Origin of the sequence: Ornithinibacillus jepli (assembly GCF_047228935.1) — a bacterium.
Lineage (GTDB): Bacteria > Bacillota > Bacilli > Bacillales > Amphibacillaceae > Ornithinibacillus.
Genome location: NZ_JBFEGG010000001.1, coordinates 688,538 through 712,318, shown reverse-complemented (window position 1 = coordinate 712,318; position 23,781 = coordinate 688,538). Strand labels below are relative to the sequence as shown.

Sequence of the window (23,781 nt, the reverse complement as noted above, 5' to 3'; positions counted from 1 at the left end):
CCCAAAAACTAGGAAAATCTGTACCCATTCGCTCATATTTATGCCTGTGTACAAATCGGTTGTAATCTATGATTAGAAACAGCCTTTAAACTGTTACATAAATCTCGCAAAAAATACTGGTACAATTTATGAATACAAGTAAAGTGTAGCTCATCTAATCATATTCGGTCAACTACTTTGCTTTATTAATTTGCACATCTTTGATTATCAGTTCAGTGTTTTGTAAAAAAACTGTTATAGTTAAGCTTCCACTCTGTTATATTTTAAACCAAAAAAATCTCACCGATTATTCGATGAGATTTTTTTGATGTGATGCTGAATACTATTCAACATATTTCACGTTTATTTCTGCTATTTCATAAAAGCTCTTTTTCAACTCGTTATACTTAGAAGTAAATTCATTGAATACACTATTTGCCTCGATTACCTCTTGGTACTTTACATTTACCTTTTCAATTTGAGCTTGTAATTCTTCTTGCTGTAGATCCTCTTTTTTTAGCATTTCATACAATTCTTTTTCGAGTACTAATGATTCATTATAAGCTTTATTCAAATTATCATAGGCTTCAAAGCGATTTTCCATCGTTTCATACATCGCTTTAGCTTTCTCTTTAATTTCTTCATCTTTAATCTCTTCTATGAATTGTTGAGACTTCTCAAATTCTGCACGAGAAGCATCTAAGCTTTCTTTCTCTAAATTAATCTTTTCTGTTCTCTCTTCAATTGAACCTAGTGCTTTATCAGCTAATTCGTTAATCTGATCTAATTCTTCAATGCCAAGTTCAATAATTTGTTTATATAGTTCTTGCTCTTCTTGCTCTAACTTAGTAATATCATCTTGCTGGTCTTTGAAACCTTCTTCTAATTGAACAGCCTCTTCCAAATGATTATATATTTGAGTTTCCGGGCTATTTCCACATCCAGCTAAAAGCAATATTATTCCTAACGAAACAACTACAATAAAATGATTCATCTTCACGTTTAAATCCCCCTAACCTGCTGTATATTTGGCTATGTCGAACTGTTTATTAGTATATCACAAAATAAAATGTTTCATTTTATAAATTTTGAGAGCTTGTCCTATAGTAAAATTATGCCTTATAAATAAATTATATGATAAACTATTTAAATGACTATAACTTAAAATAATTATAGAAACATATAGAGATGGAGTGAACAAAATGCTTACTATGGATGATATCGTACGTGAGGGACATCCTTCATTAAGGCAAGTTGCAGATGAAGTGACATTACCTCCAACAAAAGAAGAGGTTTCTTTATTAAAGGAAATGCTTGAGTTTATACAAAATAGTCAAGATGAAATAATTTGTGCAAAATATAATTTAAGACCAGGTGTCGGTTTAGCTGCTCCCCAATTAGGGATAAACAAAAGAATGATTGCTGTACACTTTGAAGATGGTGATGGAAAATTGTATAGCTATGGTTTATTTAATCCGAAAATTGTAAGTCACTCAGTAGAAAAAGCATTTTTATCCGTAGGTGAGGGTTGCTTATCTGTAGATAGAAATGTAGAGGGATTCGTTCCAAGATATGCCCGTATTACGATAAAGGCTACTGATATCGATGGAAATGAGATTAAAATTCGATTGAAAGATTATGCAGCTATCGTATTCCAGCATGAAATTGATCACCTAAACGGGGTTATGTTTTATGACCATATTAATAAAGAAAATCCTTTCACCATCCCAGAAAACGCAAAATCTATAGAATAATCATTTACAGGCTGATTTGTAATAAGGATCAGCCTGTTTTATACTCCCTTCTATAGACTTATTATCATGCATAGAAATCACCCAAATGTGAAAAATAAACTTAAGATACTGGACCTTGGTATCTCTCTAACGTTCTTATAGCTATCTTTATAAAAATGTTTTTTTAGTAAATCGGTGATTTTTATTTCAATATTTTCAAATCCATACTATACTATAAATAAGAGGGATTGGACGGTAGAATTTTTATATGCTTTTCTTTAATCTTTGGAAAGGAGTGTATGTCCTTATGTTACGTCGCCTAAAAGAAAAGCTAAAGAAGCGTTGGAAAGATTTTTTAGGCCGAGGACGTGTACCAACAACTTTTGGAGAATAAAGAAGAAGTACAGGCAGGGTATAATGATAAGCCAATCTACCGATAATGATATATCTAACATAATCATTCACCTGTCTTTTTGTTAAGAATGCATGTGTACGGATGGTAAAAATACGGAAATAGTAATGATGTACGATAGACTAGAAGTCAATCGTTATATTAAAATGAATGAAATTATATCAGATCTCCGCGTGACGGAGATACTTACATAAAAAGCTTAGGTTCTATTAATTAATAAGATTTCTTTTCTTTTTATGAATTTTTTGAATGGTAAAATTAAAGTTAAAGAGAGAGACAGGAGAGATAAAATGATTTTTAAAGTTATTTATCAAGAATCAAGATTAGAAATACCCGTACGAGAACGCTCTAAAAGCCTTTATATCGAGGCAGACTCTGAAAAAGAAGTGAGACAAAAATTAACTAATCGCAACTATAATATCGAATTTATCCAGCCACTAGATGAAGCACATTTAGCATATGAACAACAATCAGAAGACTTTAAAGTGGAGACTGTCTAGAAGATGAAATTTGTAAAGAATGATCAGGCAGCGGTATTTGCACTAGGTGGTCTAGGTGAAATTGGAAAAAATACATACGGAGTACAATTTCAAGATGAAATAATTCTTATTGATGCTGGAATTAAGTTTCCAGAAGACGAATTACTCGGTATTGATTATGTCATTCCGGATTATACGTATCTAGTGCAAAATCAAGATAAAATTAAAGGCTTAATTGTTACTCATGGTCATGAAGATCATATTGGCGGGATTCCTTATTTACTGCGTGAAATTAATATTCCTATTTACGCAGGTAAGCTTGCGATTGGCTTAATTAGAAATAAGTTAGAAGAACATGGATTACTAAGAAACGCAAAATTAAATACCATTCAAGAAGATGATGTCATTAAATTCCGTAAAACATCTGTTAGCTTTTTCCGTACAACCCATAGCATTCCGGACGCATTTGGTATAGTCGTTAAAACCCCTCCAGGCAATATTGTGCATACTGGAGACTTTAAATTTGACTTTACTCCAGTTGGAGAACCGGCTAACTTAGCAAAAATGGCAGAAATAGGAAAAGAAGGTGTCCTTTGCCTTCTATCTGATAGTACTAATAGTGAAGTACCTGGTTTTACATTGTCTGAAAAAGTTGTAGGAGCAAATATAAGTGATATTTTCAGTCGTGTAACTGGTAGAATTATTTTTGCAACTTTTGCATCGAATATTTATCGTTTACAACAGATGGTTGAAGCTGCAGTTCGCTATAACCGAAAAGTTGCTGTATTTGGTCGTAGTATGGAATCTGCAATAAAGCTTGGTCAAGAACTAGGTTATATTCAGGCTCCTAAGGACACATTTATTGAAGCAAGTGAAATTAATCGCCTACCAGCAAACGAAGTAACAATTCTTTGTACTGGTTCTCAAGGAGAGCCAATGGCGGCATTATCACGTATTGCAAATGGTACACATAGACAAATTCAAATTATCCCTGGCGACACGGTAGTATTTTCTTCTTCACCAATCCCTGGAAATACACTAAGTGTTAGTAAGACTATTAATATGTTATATCGTGCTGGTGCAGAAGTTATTCATGGTAAATTAAATGATATCCACACTTCTGGTCATGGAAGTCAGGAAGAGCAAAAGCTTATGTTACGCTTAATGCAACCGAAATATTTCATGCCAATTCACGGTGAATACCGTATGTTAGTAGAACATACTAAGTTAGCTGAAATGTGTGGCGTTAGCCTAGAAAATTCTTTCGTCATGGATAATGGTGATGTGCTAGCTCTAAGTAAAGATAGTGCTCAAGTTTCTGGAAAGATTCCTTCTGGTTCAGTTTACGTAGACGGAAGTGGTATCGGTGACATCGGTAATATCGTATTACGAGATCGTCGAATTCTTTCTGAAGAAGGACTAGTTATAGTTGTAGTAAGTATTAACATGAAGGAATTCAAGATAGCTGCAGGACCAGACATTATTTCTCGTGGTTTTGTTTATATGCGTGAATCTGAGGATATGATAAACCAAGCACAGAAACTAGTTTCCTCGCACTTGAATAAAGTTATGGAAAGAAAAACAACACAATGGTCTGAAATTAAAAACGAAATTACAGATACGATTGCTCCATTCTTATATGAGAAAACAAAGCGCCGCCCAATGATTTTACCAATCATCATGGAGGTATAATAAAAGAAAGTCTCCATTTAAGGAGACTTTCTTTTATTTTAATTTTTATTTATATTACCTTAATCATCAATCACTAACTGTCTTTCAAAGCGTGCGATGTCTTTATCGGCCCCTACAACTACCAATATATCGTCTTCTGACAATGTGTCATCTGGCGTTGGAGACACATTTATATGTCTCCCCTGTTTAATAGCAACAACAGTACAACCAAATTTCGCACGAATATCTAATTCAATAATTGACTTACCAATCATTTTCTTTCCTGCTTTTACCTCGACTATACTGTGATCATCCGAAAGCTCTAAATAATCAACAATATTATTCGATATGATACTGTGGGCTATTCTTCTTCCCATGTCTCTTTCTGGGTGAACTACTTGATGAGCTCCAATTTTATGTAAGATTTTTGCATGATAATCATTTTGTGCTTTCACGGTAATTCGTTGAACACCTAACTCGACCAATACTACTGTTGTTAAAATACTAGCTTGTATATTATCTCCTATCGCAACAATAACATGGTCAATATTTTTAATACCTAACTCTTTTAGCGTCGTTTCATCTGTTGCATCTGCTATTACTGCATGAGATGCAATATGTTTAAATTGATTTACTCTCTCCTCATTGCGATCAATCGCTAGAACTTCCATCCCTTCACGACTAAGTTCCTGACAAATACTCCCCCCAAATCGACCTAATCCAATTACTGCAAACTCTTTTTTTCTCATTCAAGTTCCTCCATAAAAAACTTCTATACTTTATACTTTAACAATTGTAAGAAAAAGAAGCAATTTCCTTATAGAAAATTACTTCTTTTAAACTTATATTGCATCAAGCATTTGGAACTGAGAACGTACTAAGTGATAGTATTCACCTTTTAGATTCATTAATTCTTCATGATTTCCATTCTCTAATATTTTACCGTTTTCCAATACAAAGATGTTATCTGCTTCTCGAATTGTAGATAGTCTATGTGCAATTATGATAGCTGTTCGTCCATACAACAGTGTTCGTAACGCAGCCTGAATTTTTAATTCTGTCTCTGTATCAATACTAGCGGTAGCTTCATCTAATATAATGATACTTGGATTTGCAAGTAAGGCACGTGCAAAGGACAATAATTGCCTTTCCCCAGCAGAAAGAATATTACCTCTCTCTTCTACTTCTGTTTCGTACCCCTTAGCTAAACGTTTAATAAAATCGTCTGCACCAACAACTTTAGCAGCTTCTTTTACTTCTTCATCACTAGCGTCTGGTCGCCCGAAACGAATATTTTCCATTATGGTACCCGAGAAAATAAACGTATCCTGTAAAACCACACTAATATGTTTACGTAAACTCTTAAGCGATACATCACGTAAATTGTGCCCATCAATTTTTACTTGGCCTTTTGTAGGATCATAGAATCTACTAATTAGATTAGCAATCGTTGATTTACCGCTACCAGTATGACCAACTAATGCAATCGTCTGACCAGCCTTCATTTCTAAAGACACTTCATGCAGCGCAATTCGATCATTATTATAAGAAAATTGTACCTTCTCAAACTCAATATGTCCCTTCATTTCTTCAAAATCATACGGATTTTCTGCTTCATCGACATTTGGTTTTTCATCTAAATACTCAAAAATTCTCTCAGAAGAGGCCATAGCAACAAGTAGTTGATTGTACATCTGACCTAAACGAGAAATCGGATCCCAGAACATCCCTAAAAAGAACGCAAAGGAAATAAATGTACCAACAGCAATACCGCCAGCCTCTGGTCCAAGAATAATTAAATGAGCCCCATAGGCGATTAATATAACGGTTCCGATCGCATTACTCATTTCTACAAAAGGACGAAACATAGCACTCTTTCTCGTAGCATCAATCCAAGCAGAATAAGTATCTGTATTTAATCCATTAAAGAACTCTGTATTTTCTTTTTCTTGTGTAAAGGATTGAGTAATTCGGATACCTTGAATGCTTTCGTTAAGATGTGAATTCATACGAGATTGCTGAATACGTACTTCCTGCCAAGTACGACGAATTTTTCTTCTGAGTACCGTCGTAATATAAAACATAAGCGGCAAGATAACCATTACAGCAATCGCTAACTTAGGACTTAACGTAAATAGTATTGTAACAATACCAAGTAATGTAACGATATCCATTAATAAATTGATTATTCCATTTGAAAACAAATCTTGTAAGGAGTTTGTATCATTCATAATACGAACCAAAATGGAACCCGCTGACCTTTTATCAAAGAAATTATTTGATAACCCTTGTACGTGGGTAAATAAATGCTGTCTCAAATCGTAAATTACATTTTGACCTAATAAGTTTACCCATTTTATTCTTAAATAGTTTGCTACGTAACTTAATAAGTAAAGAACTGCGATTATAATAACGAGATTAATTAAAAGCTTTGTGTCTTTATTTGCAATCGCAACATCAAATGCTGCCTTACCAATTAAAATTGGAATTGCTAATCGGATAGCTGTTGAAACTACCATAGCAATAATTGCACCTAGCAAATATGTCTTTGTATATGGTTTTAAATATACAAGTAAACGCCATATTTGTTTCCAGTTAAAGGGCTTTTCTATTGCTTGATCAACTGTATAATAAAATCGTTTTAAATGTCTTTTTTCAGGAGTACTGTTTATTTTACTTGCCATCCATATCCCCCCTTAGTTCACAGCATTCATGATCGTATCATGATCCTGATATTGAATATCATAAATTCGTTTATATGCACCATTTAATTTTAATAACTCATCATGACTACCTCGCTCCACAACTTCCCCATCATCTAATACAATTATTTCGTCTGCATGTTTTAGAGAGGAAATTCGGTGAGCAATAATAAATGATGTACGTCCCTTCATAACTTCCTTTAGTGCCTTTTGAATACGGAACTCTGTTTCCATATCAACTGCTGAAGTAGCATCATCTAATACTAGAATACTAGGATCAACACATATAGCACGCGCGATTGCTATACGCTGCTTTTGACCACCAGATAATCCCATACCTCTTTCACCTAATAAGGTGTCATATCCTTTTGGCATTTCCATAATAAAGTCATGTGCTTGTGCACGTTTAGCAGCATCCATAATCTGCTCATCTGTGGCATCTGGATTACCATATGCAATATTTTCACGAATTGTAGTAGAGAATAGGAATGACTCTTGTAGTACAAATCCAATATGATTTCTTAAAGTTTTTAAATCATAATCTTGTACTGGTCTTCCATCTACTAATACTTCTCCACTTTCCGGCTCGTAAAATCGTGTAATTAATTGTGTAACACTTGTTTTACCTGAACCTGTTCCTCCAATTAACCCAATTGTCTTTCCTGGAGGAGCATCAAAGCTAATATTTTTAAGTGCAGAATCATCATCTTTTGTATAGGTTAACGTAACATTATTAAATGTTACATGACCTTTAATGGATCCTTTAGTAGCATTTTCCTTCATTACGATATCTTCATTTTCCTCTAAAATTTCTCGAAGTCTTTCACCTGATGCTTTAGCTTGTGAGAACATATTAATGACATAACCAACATTCATTAAAGGTCCCATGATATACCAAACGAGACTGAAGAAAGCTAGTAATTCCCCAGGATTCAAACTGTCATTTATAACTAAATAACCACCAAAAGCTAAAAGCGCAACAGCACAGACATTCCCTATGAATTCCATTAGTGGAAAATATTTTGCCCAAAGTTCTGACGTTTTAATGTAATTTTGACGGTAATCCTTATTGCTAGTGGAGAATCTTCCAATTTCAAAGTCTTCTCTTGATAATGATTTTACAGTCTGCATTCCACTAATATTCTCTTGTACCCTTGTATTTAATTTACCAAAAGATTTACGAATTCCTCTAAAAGCGACGTGAGCTACTTTCTCGAATCGAAATGCTACGATGATTAGGAAAGGCATAGCTGCCATAGTCACTAGTGTAAGTGGCACCGAGTAATAAAACATAACACTTAAACTTATACCAATAAGTAAAATAATTCTTATCAATTCAGAAAATCCAAATGATAAGAAAAAGCGAAACCCTTCTACGTCAGCTGTTAAGCGTGACATAATATCTCCTGTTTTAGCGTTATCGTAATATTTAAACGATAATACTTGTAGTTTCTTATAAAGGGCATCACGTAATTCATATACGGTACTTACACCGAAACGGTCTCCTAAAAACTGATGATAAAATGTTGCAATTCCTTTAATAAGCATTAGAACAACAAAAACTGAAGCAATATATGGTATCAATTCGTATTTCTCTTCTGCTACTACTTCATCAATCGTTAACTGTAAAATGATAGGATACACAACCGTAATAACCGTTACAAAAAACAAGAAAAATAATGATCCAAAGAAGTATTTTCTATAAGGCCAGTAAAATTGTTTGAGCTTTTTAAATGTATCCATACATTCCCCTCCCCCTGAAGTTAATTTCTTTCACGTAATTACTAATATAACGGTTTCCGAAATAAATTACCATATCTTTTTTCAAAATTTATTAAAAAATTTTCTAAAGTTAAAAATCCCAAAAAGATGGCCCCTTAAAAAGGAGCCTCTATTACATGCTTTAACTTAATTTTTCATTTACCATTTGCGCAATTTCTTCCGCATACTGTCCACTAGCGTTTATTACTGGTCCTGCGATACTAGTGTCTGACATACCCATCACGTCTTTGTCTAACCCTGAAATAACACAGCAATCACAATGTGCAGTGTCTGCTTCTGATTTCAATTCAATAACTTCATGACCCATTGCAAGTAATGCCTCTTTTACATCTGTTAGGGATTCTTCTACCCCGATTCTAGCCATTTTCTTCACTCCTCTACGTATGCAAATTTACATCATTAGTTTTACCGAAAGTGAAGAAGATATGCGGGGTTATATTTTTCCAGATACTGTTTGTAAGAGCTGAATTACCGTCTTAGCTCCAACTTCTAGCGACTCTTCTTTAGGACTTAGCTTGGCATTATGTAAACCGTATGGTGAATCAACACCTAGCCAAAACATGAAACCAGGAATCTCCTTTAACATAAATCCAAAGTCTTCACCAGTCATTGCTTTCTTCGCTTCAACAAAATGAACTTCACTTTTCTCCAACATATCTTGAAACAATTTAACAAACCGTTCGTCATTAGATACTTGATAATAATTAGAACCATAGTCTATATTAATTTTACAATCATGACTAATCTCAAATCCACGAGAAATATTCTCTAATTTTTGTTTTACTATTGTCATAACGTCAGGGTTTAAGGTTCTAATCGTCCCTTCAAGTCTTGCAGTTTCACTAATTGCATTTTGGACATGTCCACTTGTCATTTTACCTATTGTTACAACTGCACTATCTAGCGGATCAATTGTACGTGACACTATTTCTTGTACTTGAGAAATAAAACTCCCAGCAGCTACAGCCATATCTTTCGTCAAATGAGGATAAGCAGCATGCCCACCTTTCCCGATAAAATCGATAAATAATTCACTTGTATTAGCAAATAGTAAGCCTGGCTTTGTTGCTATTGTTCCTACCGGATATTCAGGTGCAATGTGTAAAGCGAAGATACAATCTGGTTTCCACCTTATAAAAGCTTCTGATTGCATCATTGGTAAAGCGCCACCTGGCCCTTCTTCAGCAGGTTGGAAAATAAATAACACATCATCTTGTAGTGGATGATCAACTACATGTTTTAAAGCAGATAAAGCAATTGTCATATGAATGTCATGTCCACATGCATGCATATTTCCATCATGTAGAGAAGAAAACTCATATCCAGTTAACTCCTGTATAGGTAATCCATCAATATCTGTTCGGTAACCTATTATTTTTTTCGGATTTAATCCTTGTACCTTAACAAGAATGCCTGTTTTCCAAGTTTCGATTTCTACTCGATTAGTTGCAATATCCTTAATAAATTGTAATAAATAGTCCTGTGTTTTAAATTCTTGAAAGCCCAATTCCGGGATTCGGTGTAAGTCTCTACGTATTTCTATTAATTTTGCAAGTTCCATTTTTGTGCTCCCTTGCTTTTAATTATCTAATTTACGTAGCTCTTCTACTATTTCTGTCTTAGCCTTTGTTCCTTCATCAATTTCTTTTAATACTCTTGCTGGAGTACCAGCAACTAAAGTGTATGGCTCAACATCTTTTGTTACAACTGCACCAGCTGCTACGATTGCACCTTTACCAACAGTTACACCTTCTAATACAACTACATTTGCACCAATTACGACATCATCTTCTACTATTACAGGTTTGGCAGATGGTGGTTCAATTACTCCTGCTAAAACAGTACCTGCACCAATATGACAATTTTTCCCTACTGTTGCTCTTCCACCTAATACAGCGTTCATATCAATCATCGAGCCCTCACCAATTACAGCACCGATATTAATCATCGCTCCCATCATAATAACTACTCCATCACCAATTTCTACTTGATCTCGGATTACTGCGCCAGGTTCAATTCTTGCATTAATATTTTTTAAATCTAATAAAGGAATTGCTGAGTTTCGGCGGTCATTTTCTATGGCATAATCTGAAATCATTGTTTCGTTTTCTTTAAGAAAACTAGAAACTTCATCCCATTCACCAAATAAAACACCACTTTTGTCCTCTACAAAGGCTTGAATTGCTCCATAAGATAATGAGCTTAAATTATTTCCTTTTATGTAAACCTTAACAGGTGTACTTTTCTTACTGTTTGAAATAAAATTAATAATTTCTTTGGCATCCATCATTTTCATGGTAAAGCCCCCTCATAATTTTTATAATTTTCACTTTATCAAACTGTTTGCTTTTGAGCAATTAAAATATAAAAAAACCTTTGCAACGTTGTGCAAAGGATATTAGCTTTAGTTCTGTTTATTTTTCCCTGAATAAATATCTTTTCTGATTTCCTTTAGAATAGCTCTTCTAGTTAGAATACCATCAAAATAGCCAGCTTCATCTACAACACAAACAAACGGATAATCAATTAATGCTTTTAGTCCATCAATTAATGTATCACCCTTTAATAGTCTTGGAATGTCAGTGACCATGACATCTTGCACTTGTAACTCTGATAATCTATCCATTTCAAAACGCTCAAGTCCTAAGATTTCATTTAATATTTTTGTTTTTCCAATAGTGCCCTCTAATTTGTATGCAGAGTCCAATACAGGAACTGCTGAATATCCAGATTTAACTAAGACTAATAGAGCGTGCTCTAATGGATTGTTCAATTGTACATGGGCAACTTTTTCAGAGGGAATCATCATATCTTGAACAGTTAATGTTGTTAATTCCCGATCTTGCAACAAACTCATTATACCCACTCCTTTTATAAACTTCATAAAATCATACATGAAGGGGCGAACATTACTACCTATAATTAGTGTAACATATTTACGTGTATTTTAGCATGTACAACATCTATTGAATATAAAGAAAAAACGTTATAATATAATTTATAATATGAACATATGCTCATATTCTGAAATGAGGTGCATTTTAATGGAATATACATCAATTAATCAAGCAGTCATAGAACAAGTGTCTCTAACGTTTAAAGCACTTTCCGATCCAACTCGAATAAGGATTTTACACTTGCTTTTTAACCGTGAGTGTTCCGTGACAGAGATTGCGGAAACATTAGACATGCAACAATCCACTATTTCACATCAGCTAGCATATCTAAAACAACTACGATTAGTAAAAAGTCGTAGAGAAAAGAACAAGTATTATTATACGATTGACGATTACCATGTCATGAATTTATTAGAACAGACTATAAATCATGCGAAACATACGAATGGAGGAGTATAATGGGACACCACCACGATCATAGTCATCAACATGGTCATCATCACCATACATCGAATAAACGAGTATTATTAATAAGTTTTATTGCCATATTCACTTTTATGATAGTGGAGGCAATCGGTGGATTCCTTACTAATAGTTTGGCTTTACTTTCCGATGCTGGCCATATGTTAAGTGATGCGGCAGCATTAGGATTAAGTTTACTTGCATTTAAAATCGGCGAACGCCAAGCCACTAAAGAGAAGACCTTTGGTTATAAGCGTTTTGAAATTATCGCGGCATTTATAAATGGTGTTACGTTAATTTTTATTTCCATCTATATATTCTATGAAGCAATAACTCGTTTTGTTGAACCAGAGCAAGTAGATTCTAGAATGATTTTTATCGCAGTATTAGGACTACTTGTCAATGTCGGTGTAGCTATTTTACTGATAAAAGGTGGTTCAAAAGAAAATTTAAATATTAAAAGTGCCTTATTACATGTAGTTGGAGATGTATTGGGATCTTTAGGTGCAATTATAGCTGGATTGTTAATTCTAGGATTTAATTGGTACTTAGCAGACCCAATCGCTAGTATCATTGTTGCAGTACTTATCATCATTTCTGGATATCGAATAACAAAGGATTCTTTACATGTGCTAATGGAAGGAAAACCCAATCATCTTCAACCAGGTGAAATTATGGAGGAGTTATTAAAGATTGAGGGAGTAATCAATGTTCATGACTTGCATATCTGGTCAATAACAACTGAGTTACCAATGCTAAGCTGTCATATTGTAGTTGAGGAAGATATTGACCGTGACAAACTGATACAAATAGGAAATGACGTACTTATAAACACATTTCACATTAGCCATTGTACCCTACAAATCGAAGGAAAAAACATATCCACACACACGTGTAATCATTGTAACTAATTTATAAGTAGCATATAAGTAATTTTATTAAATGCATATATAGCCCCGGAGATATATTTTCCAACTATATTTCTGGGGCAAAATGATAATAAAAAACACTTGCCTACTTCTTCTTTTTTAGAATGGGAACTTATTAAGCCATTGGCCACCATCCATCGTAACGACTTCACCATTTATATAAGATGCCTTATCTGACAATAAAAAGTAGGCAAGTTCTGCTATTTCTTCAGGCTGTCCTAATCGTTTTAATGGAACTGATTCCAGAGTACGTTTCGCAGCCTCTTCAGATAAGAATAGCTTTTCAGCTCCTCCGGTCCTTTCGATTGGCCCTGGTGCTATCGCATTAACACGAATACCGTATTTTGTCCCCCATTCTACTGCTAATGTTCTAGTCATATTGAGAACTCCAGCTTTTGCAGCTGAAGAATGTATAACTCCTGCACCAGCATTCCATGCATAAGTTGCTACGATATTGATAATAGATCCTTTAATTTTTTCCTCAATCCAGTACTTTCCTACCTCTCTGCTACAATAAAACGTTCCATTTAACACTATATCAATTACGGAATTCCACCCATTCACAGATAGCTCTTCAGCTGGAACAATAAAATTACCTGCAGCATTATTTACTAAATAATCTATTCTACCAAAATGATTTATTGTATCATTTACCATTCTCTCTACATCTTCAGGCTTTCGGACATCCATTGGTACGATAAGAAATTCCCCAGTTGCTGTCTCTAATAATTCTTTACGAACTTCTTCTAGTTTATCTTTTTTTCTACCAGTTAGAACAACATTCCATCCTTCGTCAGCAAACTTTTTCGCCATGTACTTTCCCATTCCACTTGAACTTCCTGTAACGATAACTATTTTTTCATCCATATTTTCTCCTCCTAAAACTCTTACTAACTTCATACTATTTATATTTATTAAAAAAGTCAAAAAATCATTTCACTAGCCATAAACTCATAATGTACTAATAGGTTATGTATGCTATAATTTAAAAACATTATGGTTCACGAAGGTGAAAGTATGAATAGAAGATCTTTTTTAAAAAAACTATTAGGTAGCTCCCTCACTTTATTTGGTATTAGTGGTGGCACTTACTATTATGCTAGAAATATTGAACCTAATATGCTTACGATTAATAAGGAAATAATTCAATCTCCTAAAATACCAGCTTCATTTAATAATTTTAAGATAGTTCAATTTTCTGATACACATATAGGTTTCCACTATACGTTGGAACAATTTCAATCGCTTGTAACGACAATAAATTCGCTAGAGCCTGAGTTAATTGTGTTTACTGGTGACTTAGTAGATAAGCCTAATCAGTATAGCTGGAATCCAAATCTTACTAACCTACTGGCTAAATTACACGCACCAAGAGGGAAATTTTGGGTATATGGCAATCATGATCATGGTGGATATGGGACTGAAATTGTTTATGAGGTTATGAGACAAGCTAATTTTAAACTGTTAAAAAACAGCCATCATGTTATAGAGGAAAATGTAGATCGCCTCATTTTAGCAGGTATAGATGATGTGATGCTAGGACGCCCCAACATTGAAAAGGCGTTAAAAAATACAAATCCTGACCTATTTACGATACTTATGGCACATGAGCCAGACTTTGCCGACATTTCACAAGAGTTCCCAATCGATATACAATTATCCGGTCATAGCCATGGCGGACAAGTTAGATTTCCTTTTGTAGGCCACCTATATACTCCTCCATTCGCGGAAAAATATGTAGATGGAAAATACACATTTGACTCTAACAAGCTCGACTTATATGTAAGTAAAGGAATTGGTACGACAAGACTTCCATACCGCTTTCTTTGTAAGCCTGAAATTACTCTTTTTACGTTAAAATCTCAATAATCATGCTCTCATAAACGGGCTTACGCATACATTGTTATAAGTCGTTTTGTAAAGGAGAGTTTGACTTGAGTACTAATTCACCATATACCGATTACAATCCAATCAGCATAAATAACCAATATGATGAACGAGTGTTTCCAATTGTACCATTCCTAACCGGACTCGTAGTTGGGCCATTATTATATCAAGCTTTCAATCCATACTATGGGTATCCTTACCCCCTTCCCTACCCAGTACCTATACCATACTATTACAACTACAGTTATGGGTCTGATTATACAAGGAATTAGGAGAAGTCCACTTAGGCTTCTCTTTCTATTTGTAAAATTTTATTCATAGTTTTAATCTAACTTACATGTTAAAATATACAAGGAATCTACTTACATAATGTGGAGGCAATATAAATGTATAAAAAATTACTATTCTTACTAGTATTTGGGCTAATACTAATACTAGCTGCATGTAGCAGTACGAAAAGTGAAGGTGACTTCTCTTATAAAGTTGAAGATTTCAACTATACTAACCAAAACGGTGACCTAGTTAGTAAGAGTGATCTGGAAGGGAAAGTTTGGATTGCGGATTTCATCTATACTACTTGTGAAACAGAGTGCCCGCAAATGACATACAATAAGCAAAAAATTGAAAGAGCTTTACAGGATGAAGGAATTGACGATGTGGAATTTGTATCGTTTAGTATTGATCCAGAAAATGATACACCAGAAGTTTTAAAAGAATATGGAGAAGTTCGAGGAATTGAATTTGATAAGGACAATTGGACATTTTTGACTGGTTACGATTTTGACACCATCAAAGAATTTGCCGTTACATCTTTTAAAACTCCCGTTGAACAAATGCAGGATGACTCATTAGCCCATGGAGTATCTTTAACAATAGTGAACCAAGAAGGTAATGCTATAAAAAGATATAATGGACTATATTTAACGGAAGAGCAAATAACAGAAATTGTAGAATTTATTGATGGGTTACTATAAGAAGTCTATTTTACGGCTTCTTATTTTTTTAATTATTATTTGAAAGTGGACAAGCTTTGAGATACTATTAATACATATACTTAAGAATAAGGAGGTTTATTAATGCCAAGTAGTGAAACAGTTTCCTTAAGTGATTTAGCTAGAGCGATCTATACTGTGAACCGTCACGCCAAAACTGCTCCAGAACCACAACATTTATATTTTATTAAAAAGGAAACAATTAAACGATTACTAAAGGAAAAACGCGCTAAGAAGATTGGTTTACATTTCTCCGAGCATCCGAAGCTTAGTAACCAACATTCAACCCTCTTAGTTAAGGTGGATGACTATTACTTTCACATCCCTCCAACGAAGGAAGACTTCCAAGAACTTAAACATTTAGGATCACTCGATCAAAATTATCGAAATCCCCAAACAAAAATGTCATTATCACAAGCGAAGAAATTAATCTATCAGTATATAGACTATAAACCTGTAAATAAGAAAACAATAAGGAAAACTACATCTTCTTATTTTACACCATCATCTCTTGGAAAAATGGACTGGCCACCACGTAAAACTTATCGTTAAAAAGTAGTCTCATCAACTAGTATTGGTGAGACTTTTTTATATTCTTCCTCCTTCTACTCCATTGTTTAAATAAATGCGTAATACATAAACCAAAACCAAAAATTGCTAACGCCTGTAATGATAATTTTAATAATTGATATGTCATCACATCTATTTTTCCAACTAATAAAACTACCGAAAAAAAGATGACAATAAATATTAAAGCACTGAGTAAGTAGCTTACAAGTCTTTCTGATTTTAACGATAATAATATCAACGTAATTGGTCGGATTATGAAATAACATCCAACTATCCCAAGAAATATTACGAAGACAAAAAATAATTCCTGAGGCATTCCTAAAGATTGTAATTGTGAAAGTTTAATCCAGTTCACTATCCCAATGTATTCTATTATCATTTTCATCACCTCATTCTTTCTTAACATCCATTGTGAACGAACTTTATTAAAACTATACTAACATCTGGTCATATAACTAATATTTCTATAAATTTGCTATAATTTATATATACCTAAAAAAACTTGGAGGAAAAACCGTGGATCATTTATTAAATCACCGAGTTAAGACGATTGAAATATCAGGGATAAGAAAGTTTTTTAATTTGGTTGCTGATGAAAAAGATATTGTTTCCCTTACTATCGGGCAACCAGATTTCCACACCCCCGAACATATTAAAGATGCTACTACAAGAGCTCTTTATGAAAACAAAACAACATATACGAATAATGCGGGTATTATCGAACTAAGGAAGGCTATAGCCAAACTATATGAAACGAAGTATAATGTTAGTTTCCATCCGGAAAAAGAGATTATTGTTACAACTGGTGCATCCCAAGGGATTGATATTGTTTTTCGTACAATATTAAACGATGGAGATGAGGTCATTCTACCTGCTCCGATTTATCCTGGTTATGAACCATTGATTACATTAGCAGGTGCTAAACCAATCCATGTTGATACAACTAACCATCACTTTAAATTAACTGGTGATTTGTTAGCATCAGCTATTACAGACAAAACAAAGTGTGTCGTGCTTCCCTATCCTTCTAATCCGACCGGGGCTTCTTTCACTAAATCGGAGTTAAAAGAACTAGTACACGTATTAAAAGATAAAAATATTTTCATACTAGCAGATGAAATCTATAGTGAATTAATTTATGACTTTCAACACACTTCTATTTCTAGCTTTCCAGAAGTTAATAACCGTACGATTGTGATTAATGGCTTATCAAAGTCTCATTCTATGACCGGTTTTAGAATTGGCTATGTACTAGCCCCTGAATGGATTTCAACCCATATGTTAAAAGTGCATCAGTATAATGTATCCTGTGCCACTTCGATTAGTCAATATGCTGCTTTAGAAGCTTTAACCAATGGATTAGATGATTCAAAAAAAATGCGGGATACTTATATTAGAAGAAGAGATTTTGTATATGATCGTTTAATTAGAATGGGGCTTTCCGTTAATAAGCCGAACGGTGCGTTTTACCTATTCCCTAAATTTTCTAAACCAGGAATGTCTTCTTTAGAATTTGGTATTGATTTAGTAAAAAAAGGGAAAGTTGCTTTAGTTCCTGGGGGAAGCTTTACTCAAATCGGCGAGGAGTATATGAGATTATCTTATGCGTACAGTCATGATACTTTAGAAAAAGGACTTGATCGCATTGAGGAGTATTATACTAAATATTATTTAGGCTAGTTTAGATGGGATATTCATCAAGTAGGATATCCCTCCTATTAGCCATATGATAGTTAAGTATTTCTCTTTTTCCTAGTTTTAAATTCTTCTGATTTCAGTTTTTCATAGATATTTAACAATCGATCTAATTCTTGACTTAGTGTTATAGATTCTAAACTTGCTATACCTTTAGTTAATGCAACATTACTCATTTCATTCCTTAAATTTTCTATATCTTTGAGGAGCTTGCCCGTATCGCACATAAATAGATTACAATACCTCCTTTACTATTTATATTAATTTAGCATAGATAATGATTTTTTCACAAATTATTTTTTATACTTTTTTCTAAATGTGAATAAAATTTTACCTTAATAGCATTTATTATTGTTATAATAATAATATAATAATTTTTAATAGAACTTTTTAACACTGAAAGGAATGTCTTCTTTGGCCGAAGTAAAACAAAAAAATGAATGGGTTGAATGGGGTAAAGCAATCATCATCGCCATCATTCTTGCTTTTATACTACGCACGTTTATTTTTGCAACATCAATAGTTGAGGGTGATAGTATGGACCCTACTCTTCAAGATGGAGAGCGGGTTATATTTAATAAAATCGTTTATATTATTGATGAACCTAATAGAGGAGACATTGTAATTATTCATCGACCAGAGAAAAATTACGTTAAGCGAATTATTGGTCTACCTGGTGAAACAATTGAGATAAGAAACCATAAGTTATATATCAATAATGAACTTTACAAACAAACATTTTTAACAGAAGATGCTAAAAATCATACCGGTAACTATGGGCCGATTACGGTACCTAAAGGAAGATATTTTGTAATGGGGGATAACCGGTCCATTAGTAAAGATTCTAGGAATGGTTTAGGTTTTATCATGGAGGATGAAATAATCGGGAAATCAGAGTTTGTCTTTTATCCATTTAGTGAAATGGCAAAAACACGATAAATCTCAATTTGTACTAATATAGGTTGTCTTTTTAGATTCCATCATAAAAAGACAACCTTTTTGATTTTATTTTTCATTATCAAAAACACAACTACCGATAAAGAACAAAAGAATTACAAAGCAAAGAATAGCAAATGCTGTTTCAAACATGATGCGGCACCTCCTAGCAATATTATATGTATTATTTCACTATTTTTAAAATACTACTAACCCTATATATCATACCACAAGTCATCCTCAAATAAAGAGAAATGTGTTAAGATAGAAGTAAAAATAATGACGAAAATTAACGAATGAATAAAGAAAGCAGGTGAATACTTTGTTACATTGTCCAAAATGCGGCTCCTATGTTAAAGAAGAAGAATTATATTGTGTAAGCTGTGGTGTAGAGCTGCCAAAAGATATTCACTTACGTTCCAATAATAAAAGAAAATTTAATAGATTATGGTTTATACCAATTATTACCTTCGTAATAGTATTATTTGCTATTAATCTCTTTTATAATTTTTTACAAAATCAATCTGATCAAGCATTAAAACGTTATGAATTAGGTGAGAAAAGTCTTGAAGTAGGAGATTATAAGTCTGCAAATGAATATTTCACCCTAGCATTAAAAGCAAAGCCTAATTTCATACAAGGCAAAATTGCTCAAGACTTTATTCAAAAGACAGCATCTGTCAAAGCCCTTTTAGAAGAAGCAAATCAAAATCTGGAAAATCAGGAATTTCAATCTGCACTAACTAAATTAAATAATGCAGAGTCTCTCTTGACTAATTTTAATGGTGAAGCAATCACTCATTTAGTAGATGAAATTGTTTTATATCGAAATACTGTTAAAACCAAACAATTAAAAAGTTTACTTGAACAAAATCCATCAATTGATGAGTTAAAGGTTTTGCTTTGGGAAGCTGATGCTATAAACAATAATGAGGCAACACAAATTATGGAAAATATACGTAATCAAATAGTAGACTTCGTTTTTACGAAAGCAAGTGAACAATTATCTGAAAATCAGTTTAGTGATGCCTTATTAATAGTAGAAGATGGGCTAAAGTATGCACCAAATTCAGAAAAACTTCTAAGTCTTAAAACAACAATAGAAAAGGAAAAAGTATCTTTTGAGATTACACAACAACAACGTATACAACAGGCTATTGATACAGCTGAAGAAGAACGGGAAATGAATGAAAACGACGCTATCGAACTTATTTCAGTTAAATTAGAAAATGATAATCAAGGTAATATAGTAGTAAAAGGTGAAGTAAAAAGTGTTGCAACGATTCCCGTTAGTTCTATTCAAGTAGAATATTCCTTACTTACAAATGAAAACGAATTTCTTACAAATAGTGTTTATGTATACCCAGATACTTTGTATCCTAATGAAAATGGAAAGTTCGAATTTACGCATTATGATATAAATCAAAATGTGAAGAAAATCGATGTCAATGTAAATAAGGTTACTTGGTATACAAATTATTAAGCAATCTATTGGAGTGAAAACATGTCACATAATAAACTTAAGCTTCCGATTATTCTTTCGATTGCCATCGTTCTAATTGGAATAGCAAGTTCTATCTACCTTTATATCACTTGGAAATCAGACAATTTAACAGTAAGTAATCCGATGATAAATCAGGTACAGTCAGATAATAATTCAGTTGACTTAAAAACGATTGTTCACGAAGCAGAAAAAAATGTTGTACAAATCGAGGCTAATAATGATTATGAAACATTAACTGGCTCAGGATTTTTATTTAATGAGAAAGGCGATATTATAACTAATGCGCATGTGATTAAAGAAGCAGAAACGATCTATGTTCGTACCGCCAATGCCCGTGTCTACCCTGCTGCAGTAATTGGTATTGGTGAGGAAACAGATGTAGCTGTTATTCGGGTACCACAGCTTGCTGGACAAAGTGGCTTGTCCATTGAAAGAGGTAATTTATCCGAAATCGGCGATGAAGTGATTGCATTAGGAAGCCCCCATGGGTTTCAAAACACTGTTACATTAGGCATTATCTCTGGTACCGAACGTAATTTCAATGTAGATGGTTATGATTATAAAAACGCTTATCAAATTTCAGCACCTATTACACACGGTAATAGTGGTGGTCCATTAATTAACCGTAATACAGGTAATGTAATCGGCATAAACTCTGTTGGTACGCAGGATGGCACAATAGGATTTAGTATTCCGATAATAGATGTTATTCAAGAAATAGAAATTTGGTCTAAAGAAGCGCAAAATAGTCAGCTGACATTTACTAGCACGGAAGATTTATTAAGTACTATTGATCCAGATCAAATGACTCAAGATGCAGAATATGTAATGGAATATTTTTTAGATAGTATTATTATTCGAGATTATGTTGCAGCCTATTCTCTATTAGGAGATTCCCTTCAATCTGAAAACTCTTATTCAAGTTTTCGTGAAGATTATATCCAAGTGGTAGATATAAAATATAAGCATGAATCAACTACTATTATCGACAGTAACTACGCTTCTGTTTTGGTGGATGTTACATTAACGAAAAAAAAGCCAAATGAGGAAGAACAAATTGAAGAAAATATTCAATACGAGTTTACCGTTGGCTATGAAAATGATCAATTAAAAATTATTAGTATTAATGATAAAAAGCAATAAATACAAAAGCCTCCTGAATGATGTAGTACTTATATCGTTCAAGGGGCTTCTATTTTTTAAGATAAAAAGTCTGTTAATTGCTTAGGTGGTAATGGTCTACTAAACAAGTAACCTTGCATTTCATCACATCGTTCATTTGTAAGAAATTTCAATTGTTCCACCGTTTCAACACCTTCTGCAATTACCTTCATATTTAATGAATGGGACATATGGATAATTGATTTTACTATAGCTCGATTTTCTTTTTTTTGCTCATTTAAAAACATTTTATCAATCTTCAATTTTGTAATAGGAAAAACACTTAAATACTTAAATGATGAATATCCTGTTCCAAAATCATCGATTGACACTAAAACACCTAACTCTCGAAGTGAATGTAATGTTTCTATTATTTCCTCCTCATTTGACATTGCCATTCTTTCGGTAATCTCAAGTTCTAAATAATGAGGAGCTAAACCAGTTTCGTCTAGAATGTCTTTTATCTTATCAACTAAGTTCCGGTGATAAAATTGTTTCGCTGATAAATTAACGCTAACTGTTATTGGTCTAAAACCTTTATCCTGCCACTCTTTATTTTGACGGCAAGCTTCAGAAATTACCCAATCACCAATTTCAATAATTAATCCTGTTTTTTCGGCTAACGGAATAAACTCTAAAGGACTTATGAACCCTCTTTCAGGGTGATTCCAGCGTATTAGTGCCTCTAATCCTACAACCTCATTTTTTACTAAATCTTTTTGAGGTTGATAATAAAGTTCAAACTGCCCTTCCTTCATTGCTCTTCTCATTTCCACTTCCATCGTTAACATAGATTTAAAGTTCTCAGAAATTGATGATTCAAAGATATTGTAATAATTCCGATGTTTTTCTTTTATTACATACATTGCAGAATCAGCATGTTTAATTAAATCTGAAGCAGTTAAACCATTTTCTGGAAAGATACTAATCCCAATACTAACTGTTGTATAAACTTCATAACTATCAATAGTTATAGGCTTTTCAAATTCCTCAATCAACTTTTCAGCTAATTGAATTGCTTCATCTTTTGTAGTATTACGTCCTAGTATTAAAAATTCGTCTCCACTCATTCTAGCTATAAATGTATCCACTTGTTGAAACAGCTTTAAACGTCCTGCACAAGCTTGCAACAGTTTATCTCCAAATGCATATCCTAATGTGTCATTTATTTCTTTAAAATAGTCTATATCTAAAAAGAATACTGCAATCTGTTCCTTATGTTCATTTGCTTGAACGATAGCTTCTTTTAACACTTTATTAAAAAAATTCCGGTTTGGTAAATCTGTTAACTCATCATAATACGCCATATATTCTATTTTGTGTTCGTTTTCAATGCGTTCAGTTATATCCTTTACACTAGCAGCACGAACAATCTTTCCATTTTTATAATAAGGATATTCTACTATTTCAATATAAAACAATGTACCATCTTTTCGGACACCTTTTAATTCCAATATACCATTAATTGCAACCGAATCATTATCCATTAATTTTTTATAACTTTTGGGTTCGATTAATTGTTCCATCGTTTGAACTTTTAAATCTTCCAAAGTATACCCGAACATTGAAGCCAATGTTTCATCACAATCAATAATTTCCGACTTATTATATAGCACTATACCTTCAACAGAACTATTTGATATTTGGTTAATGTACCGTTTAATCTCATCTGCTCGATTACGAATCGATAATTCATCTAAAATTAAGCAATACACGCCCTCTTTTATCTGACGTGACTTGACTTCTAATAATTTTTTGTTTTCTATTTTCAATTCCATTAACAAGTGAGTTTGACTAGCATCTAACAATAAATGAAAATCTAAAAACTTATCAATTGATTGACCAGTAACTTGTTCTACATTTAATAAAGAACAAGCCTTTTCGTTACAATCTATAATCATTCCATCCTCACGTACGATTACAATTGCATCCGTTAAAAAGGATAAAAATTGAGTATTTAATGGCAAGGTAAGATTTTCATTCATTTGAT

General features: G+C 33.2%; 25 protein-coding genes. 13 read left to right on the top strand and 12 right to left on the bottom strand.

What is annotated here, in order from left to right; all coding sequences use genetic code 11:
- Positions 1-322: 322 nt before the first annotated feature.
- Complete coding sequence (locus tag AB1K81_RS03720) at positions 323-973, bottom strand: YkyA family protein (protein ID WP_412976110.1); 651 nt, start codon at positions 971-973, stop codon at positions 323-325.
- A 208-nt stretch (positions 974-1,181) separates the two neighbouring features.
- On the opposite strand from AB1K81_RS03720, the gene def reads away from it, so the two are divergent.
- The 3 genes from def (at position 1,182) to rnjA (ending at position 4,295) form a co-directional block, all read left to right on the top strand.
- Complete coding sequence (gene def, locus AB1K81_RS03715; protein WP_412975304.1) at positions 1,182-1,733, top strand: peptide deformylase; 552 nt, start codon at positions 1,182-1,184, stop codon at positions 1,731-1,733.
- A 681-nt stretch (positions 1,734-2,414) separates the two neighbouring features.
- Positions 2,415-2,624, top strand: a complete 210-nt coding sequence (locus AB1K81_RS03710) for a DNA-dependent RNA polymerase subunit epsilon (RefSeq protein ID WP_412975303.1) — start codon at positions 2,415-2,417, stop codon at positions 2,622-2,624.
- 3 nt (positions 2,625-2,627) lie between these two features.
- A complete protein-coding gene (gene rnjA, locus AB1K81_RS03705; protein WP_412975302.1) occupies positions 2,628-4,295 on the top strand; it encodes a ribonuclease J1 in 1,668 nt (555 codons plus the stop codon).
- A gap of 59 nt (positions 4,296-4,354) precedes the next feature.
- Here rnjA and AB1K81_RS03700 read toward each other — a convergent pair whose 3' ends face one another.
- From AB1K81_RS03700 to cbpB, 7 genes are all read right to left on the bottom strand, one after another.
- Complete coding sequence (locus AB1K81_RS03700) at positions 4,355-5,023, bottom strand: potassium channel family protein (RefSeq protein ID WP_412975301.1); 669 nt, start codon at positions 5,021-5,023, stop codon at positions 4,355-4,357.
- 93 nt (positions 5,024-5,116) lie between these two features.
- Positions 5,117-6,958 (bottom strand): ABC transporter ATP-binding protein, encoded by a 1,842-nt coding sequence (locus AB1K81_RS03695; protein ID WP_412975300.1) that lies wholly within the window; start codon positions 6,956-6,958, stop codon positions 5,117-5,119.
- Positions 6,959-6,970: 12 nt separating this feature from the next.
- A complete protein-coding gene (locus tag AB1K81_RS03690) occupies positions 6,971-8,719 on the bottom strand; it encodes an ABC transporter ATP-binding protein (protein ID WP_412975299.1) in 1,749 nt (582 codons plus the stop codon).
- 160 nt (positions 8,720-8,879) lie between these two features.
- A complete protein-coding gene (locus AB1K81_RS03685) occupies positions 8,880-9,122 on the bottom strand; it encodes a YkuS family protein (protein WP_412975298.1) in 243 nt (80 codons plus the stop codon).
- A gap of 69 nt (positions 9,123-9,191) precedes the next feature.
- On the bottom strand, positions 9,192-10,319 hold the full coding sequence (locus tag AB1K81_RS03680) for an N-acetyldiaminopimelate deacetylase (protein ID WP_412975297.1): 1,128 nt from the start codon (positions 10,317-10,319) through the stop codon (positions 9,192-9,194).
- 18 nt (positions 10,320-10,337) lie between these two features.
- Positions 10,338-11,054 carry a 2,3,4,5-tetrahydropyridine-2,6-dicarboxylate N-acetyltransferase gene (gene dapD, locus AB1K81_RS03675; protein ID WP_412975296.1) on the bottom strand — a complete coding sequence of 239 codons (717 nt, stop codon included), beginning with the start codon at positions 11,052-11,054 and terminating at the stop codon, positions 10,338-10,340.
- Between the two features lie 108 nt (positions 11,055-11,162).
- A complete protein-coding gene (gene cbpB, locus AB1K81_RS03670; RefSeq protein ID WP_412975295.1) occupies positions 11,163-11,615 on the bottom strand; it encodes a cyclic-di-AMP-binding protein CbpB in 453 nt (150 codons plus the stop codon).
- A gap of 187 nt (positions 11,616-11,802) precedes the next feature.
- Here cbpB and AB1K81_RS03665 point away from each other — a divergent pair, with 187 nt between their 5' ends.
- Positions 11,803-12,114, top strand: coding sequence for an ArsR/SmtB family transcription factor (locus AB1K81_RS03665; RefSeq protein WP_412975294.1), 312 nt, complete (start codon positions 11,803-11,805; stop codon positions 12,112-12,114).
- Positions 12,114-13,028: a cation diffusion facilitator family transporter gene (locus tag AB1K81_RS03660; RefSeq protein ID WP_412975293.1), complete on the top strand. Its 915-nt coding sequence runs from the start codon at positions 12,114-12,116 to the stop codon at positions 13,026-13,028. Before AB1K81_RS03665 ends, AB1K81_RS03660 begins: the two co-directional genes overlap by 1 nt.
- Positions 13,029-13,145: 117 nt before the next feature.
- On the opposite strand, the gene fadH is transcribed toward AB1K81_RS03660, so the two are convergent.
- The gene (fadH, locus tag AB1K81_RS03655) at positions 13,146-13,913 is read right to left on the bottom strand and encodes a 2,4-dienoyl-CoA reductase (protein ID WP_412975292.1); all 768 of its coding nucleotides are present in this window, start codon (positions 13,911-13,913) and stop codon (positions 13,146-13,148) included.
- Positions 13,914-14,063: 150 nt separating this feature from the next.
- Here fadH and AB1K81_RS03650 point away from each other — a divergent pair, with 150 nt between their 5' ends.
- The 4 genes from AB1K81_RS03650 to AB1K81_RS03635 all read left to right on the top strand — a co-directional run bounded on the left by AB1K81_RS03650 (position 14,064) and on the right by AB1K81_RS03635 (position 16,477).
- Positions 14,064-14,915, top strand: coding sequence for a metallophosphoesterase (locus tag AB1K81_RS03650; protein ID WP_412975291.1), 852 nt, complete (start codon positions 14,064-14,066; stop codon positions 14,913-14,915).
- A gap of 65 nt (positions 14,916-14,980) precedes the next feature.
- Positions 14,981-15,205 carry a hypothetical protein gene (locus tag AB1K81_RS03645; RefSeq protein WP_412975290.1) on the top strand — a complete coding sequence of 75 codons (225 nt, stop codon included), beginning with the start codon at positions 14,981-14,983 and terminating at the stop codon, positions 15,203-15,205.
- Positions 15,206-15,319: 114 nt separating this feature from the next.
- The gene (locus AB1K81_RS03640) at positions 15,320-15,907 is read left to right on the top strand and encodes an SCO family protein (RefSeq protein WP_412975289.1); all 588 of its coding nucleotides are present in this window, start codon (positions 15,320-15,322) and stop codon (positions 15,905-15,907) included.
- 102 nt (positions 15,908-16,009) lie between these two features.
- Positions 16,010-16,477, top strand: coding sequence for a YkyB family protein (locus AB1K81_RS03635; protein ID WP_412975288.1), 468 nt, complete (start codon positions 16,010-16,012; stop codon positions 16,475-16,477).
- 16 nt (positions 16,478-16,493) lie between these two features.
- Here AB1K81_RS03635 and AB1K81_RS03630 read toward each other — a convergent pair whose 3' ends face one another.
- Positions 16,494-16,874 carry a hypothetical protein gene (locus tag AB1K81_RS03630; protein WP_412975287.1) on the bottom strand — a complete coding sequence of 127 codons (381 nt, stop codon included), beginning with the start codon at positions 16,872-16,874 and terminating at the stop codon, positions 16,494-16,496.
- Between the two features lie 137 nt (positions 16,875-17,011).
- Here AB1K81_RS03630 and AB1K81_RS03625 point away from each other — a divergent pair, with 137 nt between their 5' ends.
- Positions 17,012-18,175 carry an aminotransferase A gene (locus AB1K81_RS03625; protein ID WP_412975286.1) on the top strand — a complete coding sequence of 388 codons (1,164 nt, stop codon included), beginning with the start codon at positions 17,012-17,014 and terminating at the stop codon, positions 18,173-18,175.
- A 53-nt stretch (positions 18,176-18,228) separates the two neighbouring features.
- On the opposite strand, the gene AB1K81_RS03620 is transcribed toward AB1K81_RS03625, so the two are convergent.
- Positions 18,229-18,417, bottom strand: a complete 189-nt coding sequence (locus AB1K81_RS03620; protein ID WP_412975285.1) for a Spo0E family sporulation regulatory protein-aspartic acid phosphatase — start codon at positions 18,415-18,417, stop codon at positions 18,229-18,231.
- Between the two features lie 187 nt (positions 18,418-18,604).
- Here AB1K81_RS03620 and lepB point away from each other — a divergent pair, with 187 nt between their 5' ends.
- The 3 genes from lepB (at position 18,605) to AB1K81_RS03605 (ending at position 21,773) form a co-directional block, all read left to right on the top strand.
- Positions 18,605-19,129, top strand: a complete 525-nt coding sequence (lepB, locus tag AB1K81_RS03615; RefSeq protein ID WP_412975284.1) for a signal peptidase I — start codon at positions 18,605-18,607, stop codon at positions 19,127-19,129.
- Between the two features lie 319 nt (positions 19,130-19,448).
- Entirely contained in the window at positions 19,449-20,609 is a 1,161-nt protein-coding gene (locus tag AB1K81_RS03610; protein ID WP_412975283.1) for a zinc ribbon domain-containing protein, read from the top strand.
- Between the two features lie 21 nt (positions 20,610-20,630).
- Positions 20,631-21,773: a S1C family serine protease gene (locus AB1K81_RS03605; RefSeq protein WP_412975282.1), complete on the top strand. Its 1,143-nt coding sequence runs from the start codon at positions 20,631-20,633 to the stop codon at positions 21,771-21,773.
- A 56-nt stretch (positions 21,774-21,829) separates the two neighbouring features.
- On the opposite strand, the gene AB1K81_RS03600 is transcribed toward AB1K81_RS03605, so the two are convergent.
- Positions 21,830-23,776 (bottom strand): EAL domain-containing protein, encoded by a 1,947-nt coding sequence (locus AB1K81_RS03600; RefSeq protein WP_412975281.1) that lies wholly within the window; start codon positions 23,774-23,776, stop codon positions 21,830-21,832.
- Between the last annotated feature and the right edge of the window lie 5 nt (positions 23,777-23,781).

What these genes read in the sequence shown, in the direction of transcription:
- AB1K81_RS03620 (WP_412975285.1), bottom strand. Translation starts at nt 18,417, where the DNA reads ATGTGCGATACGGGCAAGCTCCTCAAAGATATAGAAAATTTAAGGAAT.
- AB1K81_RS03690 (WP_412975299.1), bottom strand. Translation starts at nt 8,719, where the DNA reads ATGGATACATTTAAAAAGCTCAAACAATTTTACTGGCCTTATAGAAAA.
- fadH (WP_412975292.1), bottom strand. Translation starts at nt 13,913, where the DNA reads ATGGATGAAAAAATAGTTATCGTTACAGGAAGTTCAAGTGGAATGGGA.
- AB1K81_RS03640 (WP_412975289.1), top strand. Translation starts at nt 15,320, where the DNA reads ATGTATAAAAAATTACTATTCTTACTAGTATTTGGGCTAATACTAATA.
- AB1K81_RS03695 (WP_412975300.1), bottom strand. Translation starts at nt 6,958, where the DNA reads ATGGCAAGTAAAATAAACAGTACTCCTGAAAAAAGACATTTAAAACGA.
- AB1K81_RS03665 (WP_412975294.1), top strand. Translation starts at nt 11,803, where the DNA reads ATGGAATATACATCAATTAATCAAGCAGTCATAGAACAAGTGTCTCTA.
- AB1K81_RS03635 (WP_412975288.1), top strand. Translation starts at nt 16,010, where the DNA reads ATGCCAAGTAGTGAAACAGTTTCCTTAAGTGATTTAGCTAGAGCGATC.
- AB1K81_RS03660 (WP_412975293.1), top strand. Translation starts at nt 12,114, where the DNA reads ATGGGACACCACCACGATCATAGTCATCAACATGGTCATCATCACCAT.
- AB1K81_RS03630 (WP_412975287.1), bottom strand. Translation starts at nt 16,874, where the DNA reads ATGATAATAGAATACATTGGGATAGTGAACTGGATTAAACTTTCACAA.
- def (WP_412975304.1), top strand. Translation starts at nt 1,182, where the DNA reads ATGCTTACTATGGATGATATCGTACGTGAGGGACATCCTTCATTAAGG.
- AB1K81_RS03600 (WP_412975281.1), bottom strand. Translation starts at nt 23,776, where the DNA reads ATGAATGAAAATCTTACCTTGCCATTAAATACTCAATTTTTATCCTTT.
- AB1K81_RS03680 (WP_412975297.1), bottom strand. Translation starts at nt 10,319, where the DNA reads ATGGAACTTGCAAAATTAATAGAAATACGTAGAGACTTACACCGAATC.
- dapD (WP_412975296.1), bottom strand. Translation starts at nt 11,054, where the DNA reads ATGAAAATGATGGATGCCAAAGAAATTATTAATTTTATTTCAAACAGT.
- AB1K81_RS03710 (WP_412975303.1), top strand. Translation starts at nt 2,415, where the DNA reads ATGATTTTTAAAGTTATTTATCAAGAATCAAGATTAGAAATACCCGTA.
- cbpB (WP_412975295.1), bottom strand. Translation starts at nt 11,615, where the DNA reads ATGAGTTTGTTGCAAGATCGGGAATTAACAACATTAACTGTTCAAGAT.
- AB1K81_RS03720 (WP_412976110.1), bottom strand. Translation starts at nt 973, where the DNA reads ATGAATCATTTTATTGTAGTTGTTTCGTTAGGAATAATATTGCTTTTA.
- AB1K81_RS03650 (WP_412975291.1), top strand. Translation starts at nt 14,064, where the DNA reads ATGAATAGAAGATCTTTTTTAAAAAAACTATTAGGTAGCTCCCTCACT.
- AB1K81_RS03685 (WP_412975298.1), bottom strand. Translation starts at nt 9,122, where the DNA reads ATGGCTAGAATCGGGGTAGAAGAATCCCTAACAGATGTAAAAGAGGCA.
- rnjA (WP_412975302.1), top strand. Translation starts at nt 2,628, where the DNA reads ATGAAATTTGTAAAGAATGATCAGGCAGCGGTATTTGCACTAGGTGGT.
- AB1K81_RS03700 (WP_412975301.1), bottom strand. Translation starts at nt 5,023, where the DNA reads ATGAGAAAAAAAGAGTTTGCAGTAATTGGATTAGGTCGATTTGGGGGG.
- AB1K81_RS03605 (WP_412975282.1), top strand. Translation starts at nt 20,631, where the DNA reads ATGTCACATAATAAACTTAAGCTTCCGATTATTCTTTCGATTGCCATC.